This window comes from uncultured Sphaerochaeta sp. (assembly GCF_963676625.2).
Classification (GTDB): Bacteria; Spirochaetota; Spirochaetia; order Sphaerochaetales; family Sphaerochaetaceae; genus Sphaerochaeta.
This window is the reverse complement of the sequence record NZ_CAXXYB010000002.1, coordinates 175,075-201,016: the sequence shown is the minus strand read 5'-3', so window position 1 is coordinate 201,016 and position 25,942 is coordinate 175,075. Positions and strand designations below refer to the sequence as shown.

Sequence of the window (25,942 nt, the reverse complement as noted above, 5' to 3'; positions counted from 1 at the left end):
TAGCTCAATTTTTTACCTGTTGCAAGAGGTTGTGATATACTGTTGGTATCAATGGAGGTATCTATGAATAGCTACCGAAAGGAATTATGGTTTCATATTAACAGCAGACGCGGACTCGTCAACATCACCGAGACTGTACAGGAAGCTGTGAACGAGAGCGGAATTCGGGAAGGCCTGGTATTGGTAAATGCCATGAACATTACCTCCAGTGTCTTCATCAATGCCATTGAAAGCGGCCTGCATGAAGATTTTGAGATCTGGCTGGAAAAGCTTGCCCCAGAGAATCCCCATGGCCAATACAAACACAACAAGGGTTTGGAACAAAATGCCGATGGACATCTGAAACGTACCATCATGGGCAGGGAGGCCGTAATAGCCATAACCCTCGGAAGACTGGACTTGGGCTCCTGGGAACAATTATTCTACTATGATTTTGATGGAATGAGAGACAAGCATGCACTTGTAAAGATCATAGGGGAATGAGGAGAAAACCTTCCTTGGTTGCTGGTCATCGGAGCCAATGACACTCCGTTTTCTCTATAATTGTATCTACAAATTACACTATGCCAGCTATTTGACTTATTCCCTCATGCCTATCATGATGGGTATCCAAGAGGTAGGTCGTGTTGCCAGAAAATATAGAAGAATATAAAGCACCGAAAGTATTCATATCATATTCACATGATAGTGAAGAACATGCAGGTTGGGTCCTCAAATTGTCAAACAGATTGAGACAAAACGGTATCGATGTAATACTGGATGCTTATACACCTCTGGGATCGGATTTAGCACTATTTATGGAACAGGGATTAAATGCTGCACATAGAGTAATCTGCATTTGTTCCGAACCGTATAATATAAAAGCGAATGCTGGAAAGGCAGGGGTAGGATATGAAAAGAGAATCATATCCCAAGAATTGATGCAGGATTCAACAATAGCTTGGGTGATCCCCGTGATTCGTAAGAATCCATCTGAAAAGAAAACGCCTACCTTTCTCAGTTCCATAAAATATATATCATTTGAAAATGATTTGGAGTTTCCCCAAAAGTATTATGAGTTACTACAAGATTTGCATCAACAGAAAAAAATTCCTCCCTTAGGCAACAATCCTTTTGCAAATATGGAAAATATTGTCAGCAAAATTTATACGATGAATCAAATCACAGCCTCATTAGCTTCTTCTGTAATTGATAGCGCTGTAGTTGAATTCAATTACCTGAGTAATTCGAATATATATACGTTCGGTACAGGAGACTTTGAATTCATCACACAATGGTCAAATGCCAGCCCCGACTGTATTCATGCTTATAAAGATAATGTATACGCAATCGCGCTTTCACCAGAGGATGTAATTACTGACAATTTCAATATTTACGATTATGATTTTAGTTCACGAACTAGGACTCCAAGAATTGGTGAATCTGTCATTTGGATCAATAGAAAAGGTAGAGTACTCATAACAAAGATTATAGATATCCATTATGAGAACACTCTGAAGCATTATCTGAAAGTAGAGTATCAGATTTTAAAACTATCAGAATCACTAGGTATTTAGCTTCAGGAAATAAGATACATGCAATTACAATGACTTGGTGGTCGAATAGACATCATCAGATAATAATCAGTCCTTTTTGTCCTCAGGAATGTCTTTTACCTTACCATACACTGGTGATGATTCGCGCAACATGTTTTGGCGAAGTACTTGATTGATCTTTGTCTGATATCCTCTTTTACCATCGGCTTTGTACCATTCGAGGATATCGGCATCAAGGTACATGCAGATTTTCTTCTTTACTGGACGATAATTCTCTGGATTACGTAAATGTGAGGGTTTTAGTTCCTTCAACTGTTCATCAGTCATCTCAGGAATATCAGAGATGTCTGTATCCTTGAAGGTCTGAATTTCTTCAAGTCGTTTTATTGATATACTCATAGTACTTCGCCTCTTCTTTAGCTGTTGCCTTTCTTGCTGATATGATTCTGATGATTCCATCCTTATCAGTAAGGACTACAAGAATAATCAAGAATCTCCCAAGACAACCAATACATTGATACCGGTCTTCAAATTCATTTGAATGTTCTTTGTCGAACCAATCAAGCAAGTTTGGGTCATCGAACGGAAAGCTGTGTTCCTTTCATCTTCCTGTTCTTGTTCTCGTCCCACGTAAACATTACCCTACTCCATATGTCTATATATAATTATATAGACATTGTAAGACCTGTCAAGTTCAATTCAGGGCGTGAGCAGTAACAGAGTCCTCAGGTTACCTTCTCCTTGCCGCAATGAGACCCATAAGATAATAGGCTAGTTTTGCTGCAGTATAGTCACAATGATGAAGCATCTCATTGGGAGCAAGTTCAACTACATCAGCACCTACGATGGTTCTTCCCTTGGTAAGGCCTTCCAATAAGGTAATGGCATCCCACCAAGAAAGACCACCGGGGTCAGGCGTTCCCGTGGCACTCATCAAGGAAGCATCAAAACCATCGACATCAAACGTTATATAGAGCTTTTCAGGGAAGGAAGAAGGAAGTTTTAGCGAGACAAGGCCCTCTGGGGAATGCGCAAGCCTGTAGAGTTGTGAGGCATCATAAAAACCAACCTTATAATTGTCTCGAGCCTCAATATCCTCACTGCTATAATTTCTTATCCCGACCTGGAACAAGGGAATCCCTGCCTCCACGGCACGGTGCATGACAGAAGCATGACTGAATTTTGAACCTTCATAGGAAAAGCGAAGATCCATATGGGCATCAAACTGCAAAATGCCGACACTCCCCTTCTCATACTTTGCAGTCAAGGCCATTACAGCAGCGTTGGTAACACTATGCTCGCCTCCCAAAAGTATAGGAAAGGAGTTCTGTTCAAATGCCTTTTCCATCTGGACAGCAGCCCGGGCAAACACCTCTTCAGGACTCTTGTCATACGAACAGGAGACTGCCTCATACGTGTGGATTCCCAATTTGCCTGGTTCGCCCATTCCCTCGACCAGTCTTTCCAATTGACCGGAAGCCGCTACTATTGCCTTTGGTCCATTTGCAGTCCCGCCCTTATAGGAGACAGTTGCTTCCAGAGGAACCTGGATTACATGGAACAAAGCATCCTCAATTCGGGTGTTGGGATATTCAGAGTCCAAAAAATAGGATTGCATAGATACCTTCTTTACGATAAACGGTTACGATAGTCAGAATACGAGAAATGTTTGATCACTTCATACTTTTCATTTCGATATATGGCGATATCAGGGAGGTTCAAGCCATTGAACATGGTAGTCTTTACCATCGTATAGTGCATCATGTCCTCAAACACAAGCCGATCACCAACCTTTAGGGTATCAGGGAGCAAATACTCCCCTACCCAATCGCCAGCCAGGCAACTTGCCCCGCCCAAACGCAAGCGTTGTTTTCCAGCAGGAATTTCACCACCACTATAGATAGAGGCCCCTCTGAGCCGAGGGGTATAGGGCATCTCCAAACAGTCGGGCATATGGGCGGCAAAGGAAGTATCGAGCATGGCCGTGGTGATACCATTATTGGTTACCATATCCAGAACCGTAGAGACCAACACCCCGGTTTCCCAGACATAGGCAGCTCCTGGTTCAAAAAACAGCTTGATATGAGGATACGTATGGTGAAAATCCAAAACTGTTTTCCTGAAGAGTGAAAGGTCATACCCCTTTCTTGTAACCAGATGCCCACCACCCAGATTCAACCAAGAAAGTTTCGAAAACAAGTGCCCATAGAGCTTTTCTATCTGTTTCAAGGTCTCGGACATTGCATCTGCACCACTTTCACACAGATTGTGGGCATGAAGCCCTGATATTCCTTCAGGAAGCGTCTGAAGAAGAGAAGAGGGAATACCCAACCGGGAACCAGGAGAACAGGGATTGTATAGTTCAGTTTCCACCAGTGAGTACTCAGGATTTATGCGCAAACCAGCCAAAGCACCTCCCAACTGATTTTCATATCGATGATACTCCTCCAAAGAGTTGAACGTTACATGCGAGGCTAGTTTTACAAAGGAGGAAAACTCACCACTCTGATAAACGGGTGCATAGGCATGCACCTCTTTAAAATACTCAGAAGCTAGCAAGGCTTCGTTAAGGGAGCTCGCTGTGGCTCCCTTGGCACAGTGTGCAAGCTCGGGAAATACCGCATGCATCCCAAACCCCTTGAGGGCCAGCAAGAAAGTGCAAGGCAATTCCTCCTGCAGCTTTGCAATTACTTCAAGATTATGCGCAAAGGCTTCATACTCCAGCACGAAGGCTGGAGTGTGCAACACCTTACCTACATCAAGCATGGGCAACTCCAGGTTTGGGAAAAGCCAACGTTCCGTCAACTACCAACTCCCAGGGAAGGCCAAGCTGAGGAAGCAGCTGCATAAAAGGATCAGGATCGAATTGCTCCATATTCCAAACCCCGCTCTTCTTCCAGATACCTTGGGCAAGCAACCGAGCCCCAATGGAAGCAGGCACTCCCGTCGTAAAGGATACACCTTGTGCCTTGACATCCTGATACGCCATCTGGTGACTGCAATTATTGAAAATAAAGAACGTATGCTCCTCTCCCTGCTTCAAGCCACGGATCTGACAACCAATGGAAGTCTGCCCTTGGTAATGTTCACCCAGAGAGGAAGGTTCAGGCAATACAGCCTTGAGAAATTGCAAGGGTTGGATTTCGATTCCCTTGAATTTGATGGGTTTGATGCTGGTCATCCCAACATTTTCCAGAACCTGTAGATAGGTAATGTATTGTTGAGAAAAAGTCATCCAAAACCTTGCTCTCTTGATGGTTGGGTAGTGCTTGACCAAGGATTCCAGTTCTTCATGGAAAAGCAAATAAGATTCTTTCGGCCCAACTCTGGGATACTCTACACTCTGGTGAATTTCCAGAGGCTCGGTAGATTTCCAAAGGCCATCCTCCCAATACTTCCCATGCTGGGTGATCTCACGGATATTTATCTCCGGATTGAAGTTAGTGGCAAAACTCTTTCCGTGTTCCCCTGCATTGCAATCGACTATATCAAGATACTGGATTTCATCCAGATAATGCTTGGCGATATAGGAAGTGAAAACATTGGTAACCCCTGGGTCAAAGCCACTTCCAAGGATTGCCGTAAGGCCGGCCTTCTTGAATTTTTCCTGGTAGGCCCATTGCCAGGAGTATTCAAACTCCGCCTTGTCCTTTGGTTCATAATTGGCAGTATCAACATAATGCACCCCAGTCTCAAGACAGGCCTCCATGATGGAAAGGTCCTGATAGGGCAACGCGACGTTGATGACCAGGTCAGCTTTGAAACTTGTCATGAGTTTACATAAGGCTTGCACATCATCGGCATCGACACTCGCCGTCTCAACAGGCACAGGAAAAGACTCCTTGGCAATGGCATCGCACTTGCTCTTTGTCCTGCTAGCCAGCAAGATGGCTTCATAGAGATCATCCATACGGGCGGATTTCCTTACAACTACATTTCCGACGCCACCAGCGCCGATTATCATCAATCGTTTTTTCATTGCAGATCAGTCCTCCTGGTCAGTTTCATAATAGGTATAGCCCCTCAACCCAGCAGTATAGGCAGAAATAATCTTTCTCCGCTGTTGAGTGGTTATCAGGCCTTCCTGTACGGCACGTTCCGCTTTCGTACGAATCAATGCCTCAAGATGTTTAGGGTCATACTCAACATAGCTCAGTACATCTGCTACGGTATCACCCTCAAGTTCATTATGAAGCAAGAATTTTCCTTCTTCATCACAGGTTACGCTCACCACATTGGTATCCCCAAGAAGGTTATGAAGATCTCCCAACGTTTCCTGGTAGGCTCCCACCAGAAACACTCCCAAAATATAATCATCATCCGCTGGGGGTGTATGCAGGGCCAAGGTTGTGTTGTGGTCGCTTCTTCCTATGAATTGGTCTATTTTTCCTTCACTATCGCAGGTAATATCGGAAAGAATTGCCTTTCTATCCGGTCTTTTGTCCAAGAGATGAATCGGCATTATGGGGAAAAGTTGGTCGATGGCCCAAACATCAGGCAAAGACTGGAATAGACTGAAATTACCATAGAAAATATCAGACAACTGATGCTCCAGTTCTTTGATTTGGGGCGAAACATACTTTTCTTTTGCTTCCATTTTGTAAATAGCTGCAACAATGGACCAATAGAGATGTTCGGCAACTGCCCTTTCACGCATATTGACCGTACCATAAAGAAACTTGTTACGAATTTCCTCCCTATAGTAGTTCAAGTCATTGAGGCACTCTTGCGTATTCTTTTCATTGAGCATTTCCCTGACATAGAGCAAATTGTCCAAGGCCGGAAACATTTCCTCCGGGATTTCCTCTTCCTTTTGGTTCTCATCCCAGAAAATGTTGGTGTCAAGAATGTTGAAAAGCAATACAGAGTAATAAGAGACCAAAGCCCGTCCCGATTCACTGATAATGGTGGGGTGAGGAATCTTGGTTTCCTTGCAAATGGACATTATTTCTTCCACGATGTCATCACAATACTCTTTGGTTGTGTAGTTTCGACTGTTGCTTGAGTTGCTTCTGCTCCCATCGTAGTCAATGGCAAGCCCTCCACCGATATCCAACAACCCCATGGGCGCACCCTCATGAATCAACCCGGCGTAGAATCTGGTAGCTTCGGTAGCGCCGACACGAATATCATGAATATTTGGTATTTGGGAACCAAGGTGATAGTGCAACATCTTTAGGCAATCAAGCATCCCTTCCCGTTTCAAGGTATCCACTACGGAAATGACCTGGGTGGTGTTCAATCCAAACACACTACGGTCTCCACCGGAGTCAGTCCAGTGACCGCCGGCAACCGTTGAAGGTTTCATGCGGATGCCAATATTCGGTTTGATCTTAAGGGAGCGGGCACGTTCAAGTATTATCTCGGTTTCACCTGGCATTTCAATGACCAAGACGGTATTGATTCCCAAGGAAATCCCTCGAAGAGCTAGATCGATATACTCCTCGTCCTTGTATCCGTTGCATATGATATATGCCTCAGGATCATCAATATAGGCCTGAGCAGCAATGAGTTCAGCCTTGCTTCCAGTCTCCAGCCCATGATGGTATTGCTTTCCGTATCTTGTTATCTCTTCTATTACCTGTTGTTGCTGGTTGACCTTGATAGGATAGACACCCCTATAGCAACCTTGATAACCTACATCCTTGATGGCCTGTGCAAAGCTTTCATTGATATGTTGAATCCTGTCATCCAGAATATTGCTGAACCTAAGCAAAACAGGAAGTTTCATTCCCCGTTCCTGCAAGCCTTTGGCTATTTTCAAAAGGCTCATTGAAGACTGGGGGGATTTGTCCTTTAACTGAACCTGTACTTCCCCGTCATTATTTATATGGAAATAACCATTTCCCCACTCTTCTATACGATAAAGTGCAGCGGCATCCTCTATACTCCAAGTTTCAGTAAGTGTGTGTTCCATGCTCACTCCTTGTGTCTTACAAGTATACTAAAAAAAAGCATGTGAGGACACCTTGAAAGCATCTTGGAAAAATCAATCGTTTCCTTTGGTACCCTTTCAGTTCAAAACGTGAGCAAAGCAAGACGGAAAACGAAAAAACCAAGGCTAAGTTCTATCACGAGGCAAAGCCTGATACCTATAAATTTTTAATGATTCTCAAAGACAGAAAAGAGCCAGAACTATTGCATTCTGGCCCTTTTCTTCTTTTTCAATCCAATTTACCTCAACCTGGTTTTGATCCGCTAGGCTCAAAGGAACCATACTCACCCCGCTTGGTATAGCTGGTATGCAACAGATGGTGGGAACGCTCTCCCAAGGGCTTGATGAGAAACTGCTCATACAAAGTCTGGACATCAGTATTCTCATGAGACTTGCGAACATCAAAATTGCGATCCTCACGGTAGATCGACTCCGCCCTCTTCTTGCGAATCCCAGAATTTGTGGGAATTGGTTGCCCTCCTCCACCTAGACATCCTCCAGGGCAAGCCATCACCTCAATGAAGGCATAGGGGGACTTTTTGCTTTGGATCTGCTCCATAAGTATCCGTGCATTGCCCAAGGTATGGGCAACAGCTACCCTCAAGGGCATATCATTTATCATGACAGTGGCCTCCTTGATGCCTTCCATCCCCCTGACCTGCTGGAATTCCACTGAGGGAAGAGTCTTCTTAGTAAGCACCTCATAGGCGGTACGCAGAGCTGCCTCCATGACACCTCCGGTGGCCCCGAAGATGACAGCGGCTCCAGTGGACATTCCCAAGGGATTATCGAATTTCTCATCAGGCAGCGCTGAAAACTGGATTCCGACACGTTTGAACATGGAAGCAAGTTCCCTGGTGGTCAGCGCATAGTCAACATCGGCAAATCGCTCACTTTCATCCAGCTTCATCTCTTCCTTCCAGAAATTGAAGGATCCATCCATCCCGTTCCTACCAGTTTCATACTTCTTTGCCGTACAAGGCATGATGGAAACTACTCGGATCTTCCTTGGATCGAGTCCTGCTATTTTGGCATAATAGGTCTTGGCAATCGCACCGAACATCTGCTGAGGAGACTTGCAGGTCGAAAGATTATCCAGTTGTTCAGGATAGAAATGCTCTATGAACTTGATCCACCCCGGAGAACAGGAAGTAATCATGGGAAGTGTCCCTCCCTCCTGGATTCTCTTGATAAGCTCATGGCCTTCCTCCATGATGGTGAGGTCAGCTGCAAACTGAGTGTCAAATACCTTGGAAAATCCCAAGCGCCTCAGGCCGGCTACCATCTGGCCTGTTACCAGAGCTCCCCAAGGCATACCCATAGCCTCCCCTATGCCTACCCGTATGGCAGGAGCAGTCTGGACAAGGGTGACAAGCTCTGGATTGGAGATGTCTGCAAAGACCTCTTCAATATGAGAACGCTCGATAATGGCTCCAGTCGGACAGACCAAGGCACACTGGCCACAGTTGGTGCAGACAGAACTGCCCAATCCCCTGTCCAGGAATGTAGCGACCTTGCTGCCAAGCCCTCTGCCTACAATATCAATTGCATGGACACTTTGAATCTGGGCACAGACTTCCACACAGCGGTTGCACAGGATACACTTGTTGGGATCCCTTATCAGTGAAGAAGATGACCAGTCCAATGGAAGCAGCTTCTTCTTGGTCCGTTGGAACCGACTCTCTCTTACCCCCAGTTGCTGGGCAAGGCTCTGCAGTTCGCAATTGAGGTTTCTTCCACAGGTGAGACATTCCAAGGGATGGTTTGCCAGGATAAGCTCAAGATTCAGCTTTCTGGACGCCCTGATCCGCTCACTGTTTGTCGTTACTTCCATTCCAGGAAGAGCCAATGCCTTGCACGATCGTACCAGACGCCTGGAATTCTTGACCTCCACTACACAGATACCACACGATCCATGGGAAGAGACTTCTTCCAGGTGACAGAGCGTGGGAACCTTGACTCCAATTTGAAGGCAAGCCTCCAAAATCGTTGTTCCTTTTTCAATACTCACTGTCTGTCCATCAATGGTCAGCGTTACCATCTGTTCAGCCATTTGAAACCTCCTTGGACTCAGCGTAGCAAATATCGCATCGCAAGCACCTTGAAGCTTCCTGTCGTGCCTGTTCGCCCATATACCCACGATTCACCTCTGCAAAGTTCCCTTGTCTCTCGGCAACCTTCAGATGTCTGGGAGGAATGCCCTTGCCTGCCGGAACTTCAACAGGAGGTTCATTGCTGTACGTGAAGGTCTCGAATAGAGAGGCGAACCTTTTCTTGCCTGTCAGTTCCTGGTCAATGACCTGGGCAGCATCTTTTGCATACCCCATCGCCTCCGCAGCGGTCGACGGTCCCGTTGTCAGGTCCCCTATGGCATAGACTCCCGCAAGGTTGGTTTTGTAGGAGTATCGTTCTATACAGGCATTTTTGCGAGAGTCAGTTGCAATTCCTTCCCTGATCAGCAGGCCACTGTCGACATGCTCCCCTATTGCTACAATGACCATATCACAGGGAATACGCATTACTTTTCCACTGTCCAGGGGCTTACGCCTACCGGAAAGGTCGTAGGAGCCTTGCTTCATCTCCATGAACTCGAAAGCCTCGACCTTCCCCTTTGCATTTCCGATGACCTGCACCGGTGCGCTCAGGAAGGAGAAGGCAATACCTTCCTTGATAGCCTCATCAATCTCGCTCTTGTTCGCAGGCATGTCTTCCTTTGCCCGACGATAGGCAACGGTAACCTCACAGCCTCTTCTCCAAAGCGTACGGGCAGCATCAATGGCCACGTTCCCACCACCGACAATTACAACTCTCTTGCCAATGGATACGGGTTGTTCCTTCTCCAGCTTTTCCAGAAGATCAGTACCTTGCAATACTCCTTCCAGTTCAATGCCAGGAATGTCCAACGCCATATGTCGGTAGGCACCGAGAGCCAGGATGACCGTAGGATAATTCTTCAACAGTTCTTCCAAGCTGAATTGTTTTCCCAGCTCCGCGTTGAATACGAAGTTGACCTTAAGAGCATCAAAGAGTTCAAGCTCCTTATCCAAAACCTCCTTGGGAAGGCGATAGGAGGGTATTCCATACCGCAAGACCCCTCCAGCCTTCTCATTGGAATCAAAGACGGTAACCTGGTGTCCCAGCCTGACTAGGTAAAATGCTGCTGCCAAGCCTGCTGGACCAGCACCTATTATGGCTATCTTCTTGCCAGTTACAGGAAGCTTGCCATCGATAAGTTTTTTATAGATGGCACTCTCCCGTCCCATCTTGTACATGGTGTCGGCAAGATACCTATGGATTTCCCCTTGGTGCACAGGTTCATCAATGTTGTCACGTCTGCAACGCATCTGACAATGGAAGTGACAGATTCTTCCAATGGTGCCCGGCAAGGGGTTATCCTGGAGGGTCGAGGCAAAAGCCTCCTCCAAGCGATTTTCCTTCAAAAGTTGTAGGTAGGCAGGAATGTTCATGTGCATCGGGCAGGAATTCGAACAGAGGGAACTGATGAGGTCCTCACAGGTCCCACTTGAACAGTGGTGTCGGTGAATATGTTCCTCATACTCATCCCTGAAGTATCTGAGGGTAGTCAGGACCGGGTTGGGCGCTGACTGTCCAAGGCCACAGACAGCTGTGTCGCAGATATTCAGGCCCAGCTCCTCCATCTTGGCAAGATCATCCTCCTCCCCCCTGCCTTGGACCAGACCATTGAGCAAGGCCAGTTCCTGGGAAAGCCCTTCCCTACAGGGAACACACTTGCCACAGGACTCCTTGTGGGTGAACTCAATGAAGTATCTTGCAAAATCGACCATACAGTTATCCTGATCCATGACGACCATACCACCAGATCCCATGATGGCCCCCAAACTTTGCAACGACTCATAGTCGATGGGGGTGTCAAACTTCGAGGCAGGGATACACCCTCCTGAAGGACCTCCTGACTGCACTGCCTTGATCTTCTTGTTAGGTGATGAGGAACCTCCACCTACCTCATAGATGAGGGTACAGAAGTTCTCCCCCAGGGGCAGTTCCACCAAACCTGTATTCTTCACCTTGCCGACCAAGGAGAACACCTTGGTTCCGGGACTATCGGAAGTACCTGTTTTTCTGAACCAGGAACTTCCCATTCCGATGATCACAGGAACATTGCACCAGGTCTCAAGATTGTTGATGGTAGTCGGATACCCCAAATACCCCTTCTGGGCGGGAAATGGAGGCTTCATGGTAGGCCTGCCAGCCTTCCCCTCGACTGATGCAATGAGAGCTGTCTCTTCTCCACACACAAAGGCCCCGGCACCTTCCACTATCTCAATGTCAAACTGGAAAAGGGTATTGGGTATCTTTTTACCCAACAAGCCGACCTCCCTGGCCTGCTGGACAGCAAGCTTCAGACGTTCGACTGCCAATGGGTACTCTGCCCTCACATAGACAATGCCTCTTGAGGTATGCATGGCATAGGCACCGATGAGCATTCCCTCTATGAGCATATGAGGATCACTCTCCATCTCGTTGCGGTTCATGTAGGCCCCGGGATCCCCTTCATCGGCGTTGCAGATAATGAATTTCTTCTCTGCTTCATTCTTGTTCATCAACTCCCACTTCAGCCCAGTGGGGAACCCTGCCCCTCCCCGACCACGAAGCTTGGAATCCTTTACTTCTTGGAGAACTTCATCCCTGCTCATCTCCCATACAGCCTTGAAGAAGGCAGAGTAGCCTCCGACGGCAAGATACTCTTCAAGGGAAGTGGGGTCGATAAGACCAGCATGACGCAGGACTATCTTCTTCTGGGAACGGAAGTAGGTTATCTCGTTCCATTCAGGAATTGAATCAAAGCCTTTCCCAAAGGCAGAGAAAGCTCCCAGATAGTCCCACTCTGATATTTTGCAGAGTACCCGGTCTTTGGGAAAGGAACGCTTCTCTATGGAGGAGAAAATCCAGGGAAGGTCCTCGATCTGGACTTTGTCCAGGATTAACAAGGGCAGGCCTGGTAGGTGAATGTTGACCAGCGGTTCATTGGCACAGAAACCAAAACACCCGACGCTTCGCACCTGTATGTCAAGTTTCCTGGAGGCGACCTCTTCGGATATGGCCTTCAAGAGCTCCCCGGCACCATTACCCAAGCCACAGGTTCCTACTCCCACTGCAATATCCACACGACCGGGATTCAGCAACAACTCACCTTTGGCTCTCAGTTCTTCTATCAATTGCTTCATGATTTCACCTTCTTTGCCATGAGTTGTTTCAGAAGCGTGACAAGTTTTCCATTGGTCATCCTGCTGTAAATAACCCCATCGATGGCAATGACAGGTGCAAGGGCACACTGGCCAAAACAGGCAACGGTACGTACCGTAAAGCGCATATCGTCAGTGGTAAAGGAGGTCTCCTCCTCACCACTTTCGCTCTCCTGCAAATTCAGCATTGCCATGACATCGTCAAGCAAGGGCTTCGACCCTCGGGTATGGCATGCGGTTCCCCTACATACGGTGATGGTATGCTCCCCTTGGGGTTTGAGATTGAAAAAGGAGTAGAACGTAACGACAGAATAGACCTGAGACAGAGGGATCTCCATATGTTCTGCTATGTACAGCAACGCTTGCTCATTGAGATAGGTGTGTTCTGTTTTGCGTTGCACTTCTTCCAAAACTGAGAGAAGTGCACCTGGCTTGCCTTTGTAGGTCGCTATGACAAAATCATAGAGCTCATTCACAAGAGACCTCCTTGAAAAAACGAATAGTCTAAAAATACAATCTATATTTAGCTGTTCATTGACAGGGATATTGTTCATCTCGCAAGGCTGGTCTACTACATACTAAGGGAGTTTGCATGATATTGCAAATATTTTCCATTTATCGTAGGTATAAAGAATAAAATGAATCATAATATGTGACTGAGAGTATATTAAAATAGAAAAATCAACTGGATGTGCTAGCAAAATGCAAGAGAATTTTCCCCTGGGGTTTGTTCAAAACCCAATCTTCTCCTTTCCCTTGCAAAAGAAACACCCACAAAAACCATTGAGAAGGATGTCTCTTTGACATCTCCAACAAAAAAAGTCTGACCAACAGGGAATTTATTTCTTGAAAGGATTTCAACTTCAGCTGAAGCGATGCACATCTATTATGATGTTTATCAAGAAAGGTGATTTGCTTGCTAAGAACTCATTTGCCCACTAATCTTTTGTGCTATATCTTATTAATGTTATACCGAGTACACTGTATCTGAGTTGCTTATCATGCTTCTCTTCTTGACTCCAATTATTTTGATATCAAAAGAATCCAAAAATCAAATGACAGTATGGACCTGCATCTAGGCACTCACCCAATACACTATGCATTGGGATGTTACAATTCGGAGGACTTAATGGCTAGTTTCAAAGACAATTTGCTGGTAAATCGGATCGTTGCACTACTCATTGGAGGATTGCTTGTATTTGCAATCATGAACATGACTGTTGTACAAACAGCTAAAAAAGAAAATGCAAAAATGGCTACCGCATTGGATGCATCCATCTATGACGCAGGAAGACTCCTTTCAGATGCACAAGCTCAACTTGAAAGCAAGGATTACACTGCCTCAAAGGCTACCCTAGAGGAACTCTTTATCAATCAGCCAGGTTCTACTGAAGCATCTGAGGGAAAGACTCTTCTTGCAAGCGTAAATGCAGCAGAAGCGGAAGCTACAGCTAAATGGGAAGCAGCGTTACCACAGATCAAGGCAGATTGGACAGAAGCCATGGCTACTGAATTACGCGCTGCATCAGATGAAGAACGTGCAGATATGGAAGCTAATCTAGATGCAACTATTGCCAAGGCTTGGGATAAGGCGAAACTGAAAGTTCGTACTCAATGGGAAGAAAGCGAAGCCTAATTTCCTGTAACTTGGTTAAAGAAGAAACTCCAAAAGACAATGTACCAATGTATTATCGGTACGCTGTCATTGGAGTTTCTTTTATTTTAATGGCATCTGCCTGGCCAATGTTCCCAAGCCCTGCAAAAAACAGCTTTCCTTTCACAGGGAGCTAGAAATATCCTATCTTGTTAGCGTCACTAGTCTATTTATAGGTACCTGTAAGAGTGAAGGTTCCATTGGGAAGGATCTGTATGGTTTCCATATTTTCATAATCAAAACCCATCCAGGCGAATGTACCGGTTACTTTGCCATTAGCCTTTACATCCACATCTTTCGATTTTTGGGAAACCCAGTTCATATTGATCTCGGCACCAAACAAGTCTCCTTTGAGATTTCCGTTGGCATCAAGACACAGGAGAACCTCACCATTTTCATCTACAATATTGATTACGCTATGGTTCGACCCCGATATCTCACCGGTTTCAGGATCCAAATTGTAGTTGGTAACATTTGTCATGACAACATTCTTGCCATTCAACAAATCCCAATCTGATACAACAGGCCCACCATACGGTCCATACTGATAACTATAGAGGGTCTCCTCGATTGTCTTATGGTGGTTGCTATTACCCATATCGAGCGTGACGACATTAAGGTAATCCTGATAAAGATTGACAGTCGCCGTAAACGTCTTTTGTGACGTAGATTTTGAAGTCGTTGTCAGTTGACTGCTTACTGAACGACCTGCCCCTTCAGAGCTTTGCAATGCAGCATCAGAAAGCTCACAACCGACAGAACCGGCGAGAATCACAAGAATCATTGTCCCTAGGAGCAACCTATTGCTTTTCTTACTACCCATACTTTTTCCCCATCCCTTTTTATTTATAAAGCATCAATTTACCTTAGTATTTTGCAGTTGTCAATTTTTATCTAACCTACAGGAAAAAGACTCTTTTCAAGAGAGAGGAAAATTCCTTTGCCAAGATGCTTCAAAATAATAAAAGCCTTCAACAACCCTATCGAAAGCGGTTTGCTTGAAGACTTTTACTTCTAGGTAAAAAAGCGGATACCAGTATCAAAAAGATATAATTCTCAGATAGTTTCCTTGAGAACATCCCTTCTATAAGCCTTTAGACCTGCATCCAGACATTTGACAGCATGATCCAGATCATGGGTATTCAAGACATAGGCAAGACGAATCTGTTTTCTGCCGATACCCTTGGTCACATAGAAATCCTCGCAGGGCGCCACCATGACAGTCTCCCCGTCAAGATTAAAATCCTTGAGCATGAAAACGGCAAAACGTTCGGCATCATCGACTGGCAACTCGGCTACCAAGTAGAAAGCTCCCTTGGGACAACTGCATTTGACACCGTCGATCTTTTGCAATCCCTCCACGATGAAATTCCTGCGTTTTTCGTACTCAGCTTGAACTTCAACTAGGTAGGAATCATCGGTATCCAAGGCAGCCAAGGCAGCTACTTGCTCGATATCGGGAGGACAGAGCCTGGCCTGGGCAAGTTTGAGAGCGCTTGCCAATACATCCTGGTTCTTGCAAATCAAAGCCCCTATCCGGGAACCACACATACTGTACCGTTTTGAAAAACTATCTACGCAAATGACTCTGTCTGCATATTCAGGGAAGGCCAGCACACTCGAGAAACTCTTCCCGTCGTAACAGAATTCCCTATAAACCTCATCGACGATCAAAAAGATGTCATACCGTTTGACCAACTCCAAAAGTTGAAGCAATTCCTCGGCAGTATAGATATGCCCGGTAGGATTGTTTGGGCTGCAAAGCAAGATGGCGCCGGTTTTTCGAGTGATTTTCTTTTCGAACTCGGCGATATCCGGCAAAACAAAGCCATCCTCGAACTTGCTTGTAACAGGAACCAGATTCACCATGGCAATATTTGCGAACGAAGAGACATTGGTATAGTACGGCTCAGGGATGATGACCTCGTCATACGGATCGCACAAAGTCATGAAAGCAAATTGCAGAGCCTCGCTACCACCGGTAGTGATCAAGATTTCATCCGGGGATACATCCAACCTAAATTTCTTGTAGTAAGCTGGCAACGCTTCGCGAAGCTCCTGGCGCCCTTCACTATTTCCATAGGCTATGATGGTTTCACCATAGGAATGGACAGCATCGATGACCTGTGACGGAGTCTTGATATCAGGTTGTCCGATATTCAATTGGTATACTTTTATTCCCCGTTTAGCCGCTTCGCGGGCATAGGGGGAAAGTCGTCTGATAGGTGAACATTGAAAGGAAGAGATACGATTAGACATGTGCATGGTGGCAACTCCCAAGCTTTGGTTTTGAGTCAATCCATGGGATCTTGCCTACGACAAGACCCAAGGAAAGTAGTGTAACCCGGTACCGCAAAAACCAATGATATTGGTTAGTCGCGGTCCGGGTCGGTAGCGCTGGCACCGGGAAGCGGCGCCTGAGGATTTGCCTGACTGTTATCGATAAGGATTTGGATGAACTTACGGTTATCCAACAAGGGACTGATGGAACGGCCATGGTGAAGCCTGCTGATTACCCGAGCGAAAAGTTCAGTGATATCAGCTTGGACATACCATTCTTTATCCAAGAGGTCATGACCATGAAAGACTGCATTGGTACCGATAATCCGGTAAAAAACGCCTTCCTTATAGGCAGCGTCGAAGGCTTCGACTGCATTGCCGTTGAACAAGGGAAGACTGATCATGCAAATAATTTTCTTGGCCCCGAGATTCATCAACTCTCGCATGGCGAGAATCATGGTACCCCCGGTGGCAATCATATCATCTGCCATCAAGACAGTCTTGCCCTGAACATTTCCAAGTAAATTTATACTTTTTATATTGGAATGCTTCGCATCCTTGCTTACGATGGAATAATCCCTCTCCTTGTACAGCATGGCCAAAGGCCTATGCAAGGACTGGGCATAGAATTTATTTCTGCTGATAGCTCCGGTATCGGGCGATACCACAACCAAGTCAGGATCGCTGAAATCAATGAGTTTATGCAAGGCAATGAGTGTCTGGTAGGAACCATGAAGGTTTTCCAGATGAAGATTGGCAAAACTGTTCTCTATCTCGCGACTATGGATATCCAAGGTTATGATTCTCTCAACACCAAGCATTTCACAAATATGGCCGAACATAGCGGCAGTGAGGGCTTCTCGTCCTGATTTCTTATGTTGACGAGCATACGGGTAGGTAGGAAGAACCAACGTGACACTCTCAGCCCCCGCCAGTTGAATGGCATTGATAGTGGTCAAGAGAAACATCAAGTGGTCATTTACCGACAAATGGATGGGCTCATCAGCCCCTGCGACACGTACCGGTTCCATATTGGAAAGATCATATACAATAAAAACCCTCAGACCCCTTACAGCATCAAGGACTTCGGCTTTCTCTTCGCCATTGGCAAATCGGGTATATTTTACTTTTACCGTAAAATCTGGGCATTGGAAAGAAGAGGGACACTTGCTTCTCGGAATCTTCTTGTTGTTCAGATCATCCAAAAAAGTGACGGCCTTCAAAACATCTTCTTCAGACATTCCATGGCGTTTGGCCATCGAGGCTGAGAGCTTTTCATACCTTTCGAGGTAAAGACGTCGTAAATGCTTAACTACCTTGCTGGTAAAATACTCAGAACCCGGACCTGCGATAACCCCGAGCTTGTGTGGCTTGATAATGCTCATGGGCAAACCATACAACAACGCCAATGAAAGTTCAATCCATTTTCATGCTCAAAGCTCTCTCAATCCTCAGGAATATCAGAAATTCTGCACTGCAAAATAGTGAAAGGAAAAATTACTGTTTGCCTTAAGAAATAACGACTTTTTAGACACATAGCTTAATTTTCAGTAATTATCTACATCAAAAGGTCTTAGAAAGAGGCCTATTTTTTTACAAGCAAAAGAATTGCAAAGATATCAAAAAAGTCAGAGTCCAAGGGGAATCAGAATTTCAAATACCGTAACCCCTGCATTCTCAAGTGAATACCCCCGAACTGACCAACCATGACTTTCCACAATGGATTTTACGGAAGCCAGCCCCAGGCCAAAACCCTCTCCCCTCCTTGATTGATCACCACGAAAAAAGGGTTCGAACATATGCTCGGCTACGAAGGGAGACAACATCTTGATATGATAATTCGAAAACCGCAGGGAAATCTGGTTCTCAAAATATTCGCAGGATAGCCTGATTGGTTTGGTATGGATACCGTATCGTACACAATTCTGAAGCAGATTTTCCATTGCCCTTGAAAACAATTCCGGATCAAACCGTACCAAGGTATTTTCCTCGACATCCAGGGAAGCCTTGAATTGATACCCTTGCAATAAAGCCTCTTCGCTTTGCGTTTCCACGAAAGCCTGCAGGAAGGGGACTAATTTCTGTTGTTGCAAGGCATGTCGGAACTGGATGGTATTCAGTTTCATATACCCGATAAGATGGGAAATCCGCTGCTCAAGAAGATTCCCTTTCGTATAGATGATACGCAAGTATTTTTCCTCAGTTTCCCTATCGGGGGCCAATCCATCGAGCAAAGCCTCCGAGTATCCGGTAATCGAGGCCAAGGGAGTTTTCAGATCATGGGAGACACCCATGAAAAATCGCATCTGTCGGTCCTGCTCTTCCTTGACCTTTAATCGCATGGTATCAAAGGACTCGGCAAGGGAAACAAAGGTATCATCTCCCTTGATGACAATGGGAGTATCAAGGTCTCCATCGGCGATACGCTTGGTCCCTTTTTTCAATTGCATGAGGGACGTATTGATCGAACGGATGGTAATCATGGAAAGAATCGAGAGGAACAGCAATACGGAGCCCAGGACAAGTCCTCCTGACAGAGGCATCGAAAGGAGCTCCCTATTTATCCCAGAAAGAACAAAATAGCGATTGCCGTCAGAAAGAAGCAACTCCCTGGAAAAAACTGTATGCTGGGATATATTTGTAGAAAAGAGCCCTTCCCCTGTTGCTGATTCTTTTTGGAAAACAGGCAGTCCTTGACTGTCAAAGACATAGAAAAACATCTGCTGGGGAAATTCTTCAGAAATTGCCTCAAGTTCCGTCAAGTTTTTTGCCCGGGAAAGAGATACTGATACTTGTCTGAAACCTGCCGGCCCCAACTTGAGCTGCAAGAAATCAGGGGCGAGGAATAGAAAAACCAAAGAAGATACCAAGGCTGGAATTACGAAAGAACCTACGATTATCAGGACAAACCTGTTCTTCAGCTTCATAGGATTTTTTCTCTGGGAAATAAATATCCCTTTCCATGGATGGTCTTGATATATTCAGGATTACGATAGTCCTTTTCGATTTTCTTGCGGATCCGCTGTACATATACAGAAACTGCAGAAATATCGCCATAATCCTGGCCCCAGACTTTGTCGTAGATATCCTGGGGAGAGAAAGCAATCCCCGAATTATCTACGAACAAACGGAGAATCTCAAACTCGCGACCGGAAAGAGCAACCAATTGGCCCTCTTTTTTGAGATTATATCCATCGTAGTCCAAAATATAAGCACCAAAACGATAGATTTTCCGTTCATCCTGGGAAAAGACCAGACTCCTGCGCAGAAATGCCCGTACTTTTGCCGAAAGTACCCTGGGACTGAAAGGTTTGGAGACAAAATCGTCTGCTCCGACAGCCAATCCCATGATGGTATCCTCATCGGACTCCCTTGCGGAGACAATGATAACCGGAATATTTGAGGTCTTCCTGAACTGTTGGAGAAATTCAAACCCATCTTTTCCGGGCAGATTGATATCGAGAAGAATAAGATCAACAGCGTTCTGCAAAAGAAAATCCATTCCCTTTTCTGCAGAATCAGCCAAAAAGGAATCAATTCCTTCCTTTTTAAGATACAGCTGAATCAGCTCAGCTATTTCCTGTTCATCCTCGATGATCAATACATGTGCCTTCATATCAAAAACTCGTACCTCCCAAGGTAACAGCCAACGAAGCAATCAGTGCCTGGCCAGCAAACGGTGTCGTAAATTGAGAACCCGTTCCTCCATACAAATAGGTCAGACCAAAAGTCATGGAGATATAATCGTCAGGCGCCCAGGTTAGGGTTGGTTTTACCATACCAGAGGAATCTGACAGATTCCCGTACCAGAACAATCCGATTGAAAGCGTATCGGTAAAGGTTACACCAACCGAAGAGGCTCCATACTGAGACATATCCGAACTGACTGCGCTCGGCTTGCCGTTGTAATAATACTGGCCGGAAAAAGAGACGGCAAAATCACTGTAATCGGAAGACCAGGAAAACTGGGCTCCGGCAGTTCCCTGGAAATACAAAGCAGAAGAACCGTATTTTGTCACTGCTTCGCCAAACAGGGAAATATCATGGATTCCTGAAGAGACCGTCAGCATGGCCGCAGGGTCCTCACCATCCTTGTAAAAACCTCCGAATCCAATTTCCGTCTGACCTATGACCTGTTCGTATTTTCCAGCCCAGGCAAGATCAGAAAGATCGGTTCCATCATCTGGCAGCACAATATAGCCATACAAGTTATTGACTCCCAGTGGTGCGTTTGCCTTGATGGCAATAGCTCCTTCACGGTCTGCAGTAGGATCCAACACATCAATTTGCTCGACATTCAACAAATCCGCAGGGCTGAAGTAATACCCCACCCCCCAGTTTATGACTTGCTTGCCGATACGAAAAAAGACCGCATCATTGATAGCAAAGTCACTGAATAATTCACGGAGCGTTATTGTCAGGGAATTGGTCGCATTTTTTTGATTATAGTATATATAGGCCTTTCCATATACCCGAATTGAGGTATCAGGCCTTGCATCAAAATACAAGGTGGTATTCATCTCGGTAGTCAAGGAATCCGTAGATACCCCCGAATCAAGATTCTTGGAAAAGCTAGGGGTAACGACAAGGGAATAGGAGCCTCCAAGAGTAATTCCCTCCTTGTTTGAAAGAAGCAAATCGTTGAGGGGTAAGGCTGTTTCCGTAGCGTCAGAAAACAAGGCATCGCCAGAATTGGTATCGGTAAATGAACCATCACCAAAAAGTGCGTCCTCTTCACTGGCAAACAAGGGAAAAAGCATAGCAATCGAGATAAGCAGAACAAATATTGCCCTACGTAGTCGTAATCCAGTCATCGTTCACTCCTAATTATTTACACGTTCTACATACGATTTTGTGAACACGGTATCGGGTATATCCTTAAAAGAAATCTCCCCTATGTTGATGGTGGTCTTCTTTCCAGGAATCAGTTCATCGACAAAAATCATCTTGGTAGGAATGAAATTCCCCTCGGATTTGGTATACGAAGGATAATAACTTGTCCGCATCAACCGTCCACTCGCACTATAATCTTCACTCTTGAGCAACAAGGTATTGCTTGCCGTGACCCAGAGTTTCTGCTTCGGATACGTGACTTCATTGTTCAAAGCCTCTATATCGAGAATATATACTGAATAATTTCCAAGTTTTCCCTCTTCAATGGAAGCAACCTTGTAATTCTCTGACAATGAAGAACTATTGAAATCGGAATTATTGGCGTCTGATTGGTTGAACTGGTCTTTCATGGAAGTATGGGAGAATTTCCTGCTCTCTGGATCATAGAACCAAAGGTTATCATCGACGAGAAGGTACCCCTGTCCTTTTTTTACGGCAGGCTCCTGAATGAGCAACAAAAACTTGTCATCATTATCACTACGGAATTGCAAGACCTTGGTCTTTTCCACCCCTGTATCAGGATCTTCGGAAATCATCGTCATCAGGGCAGAAAAATCCTTTTCCTTAAGATTTGATTGATCATCAAGAGTTTTCAGCATCGATTGCCCTTCTGTCAAGGTTGCCGCAGAAAGCCCTGTAATCGTTACAAATGTGCAAACAAACAATATAATCAGATAACGTCTCGTACTATTCATATCTTTCCTTATTCCTTATATACGTTCACTAATCCTAGGAACGCAGAGCTTCTGCCGGCTGGAGCTTGGCAGCCTTTCGAGCCGGCGATAAAACGGCAATCAATGTAATAAACAGGATGATGAGGGTAATCGTCAGAATGCTGGAAAAAACGAAGGGAACCGCGATATGTCCATGATTCAAGATGATTGCAAAACTGGATCCATCGGCAAACCGAATCATATGAAGGATCGTAGCGACCACCAATTCAGCAATCACTCCATAGAATATGCCTCGCAGGGCCAGAATTGCCCCTTCCAGAAGGAACAACTTGGAAACATCCTTTCGTTGCATACCTATTGCCCGCATAGTTCCTATTTCCCGGGTTCTTTCGATCATGATCATCCTGAACGTATTCATCAGGCCAACCATGGTAATGAGAAGCATTATCAAGAAAACTCCAAGGGCAACTCCATTCAGGATGGATACAATTTGCTGCACCATATCCATATAATCGTTCAGATTCCCCACATTGAACCGTGTACCTATCCAAGTTTCCTCTTTTTTGTCAGAGCCAAACATCGCACTGGCCATTCCGCCCTGGGACATCAGGGAGTCACTTTCGGATTCCACCGGTTTCAGATTAGCCCCTTGGTCGATCAAGGCTTGCTTGATCTTAGCCGATACAGGGTTTATCAGGGCAATGTCCTTGAGTGTCAGGTTGTACGACTGATATTCACAGGGAGCCAAGCCAACCAATTCATTGACATATCCGATATCGGCATAGGCAAAGGCAAATCCCAGTCCCATTGTATCCTTGGTTATTGCGACAACTGTAAATTCTCCCACATTGGCCTGCCCGGTTACGGTGGAAAAACTAATGAGAATTCCCTCATTGACCTCAACTCCAAGTTTATTTGCAACTTCCTGAGGAAGGACAATAGCTTCTTTTTCTCCAAGTCGGTCAAGGGAACCGGCAACGACTTCCATGGAATCAATCAAGGATTGTTCAGCATCCCAGTGAACTCCGTACAGGATGCTTGTTGTTGATTTTGAATGAAAAATAAAGTCCCCTGATATGGTCGAACGTTTCTGAAAGTCGGCGATATAATCGCTGAACTGAGGAATTACTGCATCCAGAATCTGAGGATCAGAAATTTGATTGGCAATCTTTCCACTGTCAAGCTTAACCTCCCCGGTGAGATAAATATGACCTCCAAGGGCAGATTCGAAATTCTTCTCTGTATTCTGCACCAAGCCCTGGGTAAGGCTATTTACCAGGATGATCATCATTACCCCGAAGGCAATGGCCAAGGCAAGAAGATTGCTCCTGCGCTTTTGTCTCGAGACATTCCTATAGGCAATTTTCAATAGATTCATATTTCATCAACCTTTATTCATAGCTTCAAGCGGTGAGATCTTCAAGGCTACCGAGACAGGGTAGAGACTTGCTATCAGACCGACAAGTGAAACTGTAACTAGCGAAAGGATAATGGCCCTTATCGAGACAACAGGCCTGAAGACATCTCCTCCTAGAAGGATTTGCATGAATTGGTTTGAAGCCTCTATACCGATTCCACGCATGATCAATACAATCAGTATGCCCAAAATTACCCCTACAAGGCCAAAGACCAGGGAGATCATCAAGGTCTCCAAGGAAATCATCTTCCTTACAAACCCCTTCTTCGCCCCGATGGCTCTCATTGTCCCTATTTCCCCATACCGTTCGGAAACAGAGATTACCAGGGTATTCATGATAATGATGATGGCAACTATTGCTATGACGAACAGCAGGATATTGAAGACAACACTTATGGTATCTGCAAGTTTTGCGCTCATGCCGGCACCATCAAGCCAGTTCCAAGCCCTTGCATCAATCGAGTTAGCAGTAAAATACTCATTCAACTGGGCAATTACCTTGGGTGCCTGATTCTGGTTGTCCAGTTTTATCAACATATAATTCCAGGCATCGGGATTTGTCTCATTCAAGTAGGCTCTCTGGGAAGTATCTCCCAGGACATTTGTCCAGTCATTGCCAACAATCGGACCATCGGCATCTACCGTATCAGTAACCAAGGAAGCCGAATCACTGCCAAAAAGACTGCTTTCATCAAAGGTTCCCAAAGAAGCAGCTTCCGTTCCACTCAGGTTCAGGGAATCAGCAGTATTGAGCACCATCCCGTTGAGAATACGAAGGGTTTCCTGGTCAATGAAACATACATAGGATAAATCAAAGGAAGCATCTCCGTAATCGTGGATGCCCTTGACGGTAACTTCCCTGATCTTCGTACCGGAAACATTGTTCATGGAGCTGAGAACAATGGTATCCCCCGGTTTGATTTCCTTTTTTGCACTCTTTTCAAACATTTCAGCTACTGTCTTTGACAAGACAATCCCCGGTTCTCCCTCGGTGAGAAAGGATCCACTGGTGAGCTTGATCCCCTGGGGAAAAAGATTCTGATAGGAGGTAGCGTCAACACCAAAAAGTAACATGAAGGCTTCCCCTACTTCATTCCATTTGCCCAAGGCCACCCCGTTTATCTGCCCGGTGGTACCTGTTACCTCGGGAAGGGACTCCACATGGTTTTGGATTGCCGAAAAGTCAGGTACGATCTTAGGGGTCGACTCTAACATCTCATTGGAGATGATCAAGGACGGTTTCTTGATGGAAGAGGAAGCAATAAAGACGTTGCCTGTGTAGTTGGCAATATAATTCTTGGCGATACCTTGCTTGATAGTGTCGGTAAAGCTGTTGCCAACCACCAAGATTGCGATTCCCAAGGTAATAAGAATCCCTATGATGAGCGTTTTTGTCTTGTGTTCCTTCAGGTTCCTGAAGGCAATCCTGATCAATACACCATTCATCGGATACTCCCACTCTTGTTCCGTTCATCGCTAACGATTTTCCCGTCCTTCAAGATGATTACATGGTCAGCAATATCCACGATTGTCTGGTCATGGGTGGAAAAGATGAACGTCGTACCTACATCCTTGTTCATTTTCTTCATGAGATCGATGATTGCCTCACCGTTGACTGAGTCCAAGTTTGCCGTAGGTTCATCGGCCAGGACAATAAGAGGTTTGGTAACCAGGGCCCTGGCTATTGCCACTCGTTGCCTTTGCCCGCCCGAAAGTTCATTGGGTCTATGGGTTTTCCAGTCGTCCAATCCTACCGTAGCAATGAGGTAGTCGATCCATTCCTTGCGTTCCGCCTTGGTTTGTTTGAAGGATTTGTCCAAAAGAAGGGGAAATTCAATATTCTCATAGATATTCAGGACAGGAATTAGATTGAAGCTCTGGAAAATAAAGCCCAGGGTTTGATGGCGAAGCAAGGTAATTTCATTGTCTTTCAAACCACTGGTTGCCTTTCCATTGATTTTCACGGTTCCCTGGGTAGGGGTATCTATGCATCCGATCATATTGAGAATAGTTGATTTTCCCGACCCGGAAGGTCCTGCTATGGAAATAAAATCACCTTTTACAATATCAAACGACACACCTTTGACAGCATGAACTTCAGTCTTGCCCAAAGGGTATACCTTGTAGACGTCTTCCAGTGAAACGATGGTTTCCTTTTCTTGCTCCATATAATCATCTCCTAAGGCATATATCTATTTTTTTGTATTCAATCTGCAATACATAGTCCAGACTATACTGAACTTTTTTGATCTCATGAATAGAAGTACCCTTAACAAAAATAACAAATTGTTATCGCATCGCCCATTACAATGAACTTTCTATTTCTTTT

The 25,942-nt window shown here is 45.3% G+C and carries 22 protein-coding genes; 3 read left to right on the top strand and 19 right to left on the bottom strand.

The window, feature by feature from the left end; genetic code table 11:
* The first annotated feature begins 63 nt into the window (after positions 1 to 63).
* Positions 64 to 483: a secondary thiamine-phosphate synthase enzyme YjbQ gene (locus ACHZBG_RS02595; RefSeq protein ID WP_320127881.1), complete on the top strand. Its 420-nt coding sequence runs from the start codon at positions 64 to 66 to the stop codon at positions 481 to 483.
* 140 nt (positions 484 to 623) lie between these two features.
* Complete coding sequence (locus tag ACHZBG_RS02590; RefSeq protein WP_320127880.1) at positions 624 to 1,556, top strand: toll/interleukin-1 receptor domain-containing protein; 933 nt, start codon at positions 624 to 626, stop codon at positions 1,554 to 1,556.
* Between the two features lie 66 nt (positions 1,557 to 1,622).
* On the opposite strand, the gene ACHZBG_RS02585 is transcribed toward ACHZBG_RS02590, so the two are convergent.
* The 9 genes from ACHZBG_RS02585 to ACHZBG_RS02545 form a co-directional block, all read right to left on the bottom strand.
* Positions 1,623 to 1,934: a BrnA antitoxin family protein gene (locus tag ACHZBG_RS02585; protein ID WP_320127879.1), complete on the bottom strand. Its 312-nt coding sequence runs from the start codon at positions 1,932 to 1,934 to the stop codon at positions 1,623 to 1,625.
* The gene (locus ACHZBG_RS02580) at positions 1,909 to 2,103 is read right to left on the bottom strand and encodes a BrnT family toxin (RefSeq protein WP_394699308.1); all 195 of its coding nucleotides are present in this window, start codon (positions 2,101 to 2,103) and stop codon (positions 1,909 to 1,911) included. Before ACHZBG_RS02580 ends, ACHZBG_RS02585 begins: the two co-directional genes overlap by 26 nt.
* 162 nt (positions 2,104 to 2,265) lie before the next feature.
* Positions 2,266 to 3,153 carry an agmatinase gene (gene speB / locus ACHZBG_RS02575; RefSeq protein WP_320127877.1) on the bottom strand — a complete coding sequence of 296 codons (888 nt, stop codon included), beginning with the start codon at positions 3,151 to 3,153 and terminating at the stop codon, positions 2,266 to 2,268.
* Positions 3,154 to 3,164: 11 nt separating this feature from the next.
* Positions 3,165 to 4,301: a carboxynorspermidine decarboxylase gene (nspC, locus tag ACHZBG_RS02570; RefSeq protein WP_320127876.1), complete on the bottom strand. Its 1,137-nt coding sequence runs from the start codon at positions 4,299 to 4,301 to the stop codon at positions 3,165 to 3,167.
* Positions 4,294 to 5,514 carry a saccharopine dehydrogenase family protein gene (locus ACHZBG_RS02565; RefSeq protein WP_320127875.1) on the bottom strand — a complete coding sequence of 407 codons (1,221 nt, stop codon included), beginning with the start codon at positions 5,512 to 5,514 and terminating at the stop codon, positions 4,294 to 4,296. Before ACHZBG_RS02565 ends, nspC begins: the two co-directional genes overlap by 8 nt.
* A 6-nt stretch (positions 5,515 to 5,520) precedes the next feature.
* Positions 5,521 to 7,452 carry a biosynthetic arginine decarboxylase gene (gene speA / locus ACHZBG_RS02560; protein ID WP_320127874.1) on the bottom strand — a complete coding sequence of 644 codons (1,932 nt, stop codon included), beginning with the start codon at positions 7,450 to 7,452 and terminating at the stop codon, positions 5,521 to 5,523.
* A 262-nt stretch (positions 7,453 to 7,714) separates the two neighbouring features.
* Positions 7,715 to 9,523: an NADH-dependent [FeFe] hydrogenase, group A6 gene (locus ACHZBG_RS02555; RefSeq protein WP_320127873.1), complete on the bottom strand. Its 1,809-nt coding sequence runs from the start codon at positions 9,521 to 9,523 to the stop codon at positions 7,715 to 7,717.
* Positions 9,516 to 12,677, bottom strand: coding sequence for an FAD-dependent oxidoreductase (locus tag ACHZBG_RS02550; RefSeq protein ID WP_320127872.1), 3,162 nt, complete (start codon positions 12,675 to 12,677; stop codon positions 9,516 to 9,518). Before ACHZBG_RS02550 ends, ACHZBG_RS02555 begins: the two co-directional genes overlap by 8 nt.
* Entirely contained in the window at positions 12,674 to 13,171 is a 498-nt protein-coding gene (locus ACHZBG_RS02545) for an NAD(P)H-dependent oxidoreductase subunit E (RefSeq protein ID WP_320127871.1), read from the bottom strand. Before ACHZBG_RS02545 ends, ACHZBG_RS02550 begins: the two co-directional genes overlap by 4 nt.
* A gap of 653 nt (positions 13,172 to 13,824) precedes the next feature.
* Here ACHZBG_RS02545 and ACHZBG_RS02540 point away from each other — a divergent pair.
* A complete protein-coding gene (locus ACHZBG_RS02540; protein WP_320127870.1) occupies positions 13,825 to 14,331 on the top strand; it encodes a hypothetical protein in 507 nt (168 codons plus the stop codon).
* 184 nt (positions 14,332 to 14,515) lie between these two features.
* On the opposite strand, the gene ACHZBG_RS02535 is transcribed toward ACHZBG_RS02540, so the two are convergent.
* The 10 genes from ACHZBG_RS02535 to ACHZBG_RS02490 all read right to left on the bottom strand — a co-directional run bounded on the left by ACHZBG_RS02535 (position 14,516) and on the right by ACHZBG_RS02490 (position 25,781).
* Entirely contained in the window at positions 14,516 to 15,172 is a 657-nt protein-coding gene (locus ACHZBG_RS02535) for a hypothetical protein (protein ID WP_320127869.1), read from the bottom strand.
* Positions 15,173 to 15,405: 233 nt separating this feature from the next.
* Positions 15,406 to 16,614, bottom strand: coding sequence for a pyridoxal phosphate-dependent aminotransferase (locus tag ACHZBG_RS02530; protein WP_320127868.1), 1,209 nt, complete (start codon positions 16,612 to 16,614; stop codon positions 15,406 to 15,408).
* Positions 16,615 to 16,721: 107 nt separating this feature from the next.
* A complete protein-coding gene (gene prs / locus ACHZBG_RS02525; protein ID WP_320127867.1) occupies positions 16,722 to 18,014 on the bottom strand; it encodes a ribose-phosphate diphosphokinase in 1,293 nt (430 codons plus the stop codon).
* Between the two features lie 243 nt (positions 18,015 to 18,257).
* Entirely contained in the window at positions 18,258 to 19,556 is a 1,299-nt protein-coding gene (locus ACHZBG_RS02520; protein ID WP_320127866.1) for a HAMP domain-containing sensor histidine kinase, read from the bottom strand.
* The gene (locus ACHZBG_RS02515) at positions 19,553 to 20,245 is read right to left on the bottom strand and encodes a response regulator transcription factor (protein WP_320127865.1); all 693 of its coding nucleotides are present in this window, start codon (positions 20,243 to 20,245) and stop codon (positions 19,553 to 19,555) included. The genes ACHZBG_RS02520 and ACHZBG_RS02515 overlap by 4 nt, the downstream gene beginning before the upstream one ends.
* Before the next feature lies 1 nt (position 20,246).
* A complete protein-coding gene (locus ACHZBG_RS02510) occupies positions 20,247 to 21,443 on the bottom strand; it encodes a hypothetical protein (protein ID WP_320127864.1) in 1,197 nt (398 codons plus the stop codon).
* Positions 21,444 to 21,452: 9 nt separating this feature from the next.
* On the bottom strand, positions 21,453 to 22,217 hold the full coding sequence (locus ACHZBG_RS02505; RefSeq protein ID WP_320127863.1) for an outer membrane lipoprotein-sorting protein: 765 nt from the start codon (positions 22,215 to 22,217) through the stop codon (positions 21,453 to 21,455).
* 34 nt (positions 22,218 to 22,251) lie between these two features.
* A complete protein-coding gene (locus ACHZBG_RS02500; RefSeq protein WP_320127862.1) occupies positions 22,252 to 23,574 on the bottom strand; it encodes an FtsX-like permease family protein in 1,323 nt (440 codons plus the stop codon).
* Between the two features lie 6 nt (positions 23,575 to 23,580).
* The gene (locus ACHZBG_RS02495; RefSeq protein WP_320127861.1) at positions 23,581 to 25,059 is read right to left on the bottom strand and encodes an FtsX-like permease family protein; all 1,479 of its coding nucleotides are present in this window, start codon (positions 25,057 to 25,059) and stop codon (positions 23,581 to 23,583) included.
* Complete coding sequence (locus tag ACHZBG_RS02490; RefSeq protein WP_320127860.1) at positions 25,056 to 25,781, bottom strand: ABC transporter ATP-binding protein; 726 nt, start codon at positions 25,779 to 25,781, stop codon at positions 25,056 to 25,058. The genes ACHZBG_RS02495 and ACHZBG_RS02490 overlap by 4 nt, the downstream gene beginning before the upstream one ends.
* Positions 25,782 to 25,942: the final 161 nt, after the last annotated feature.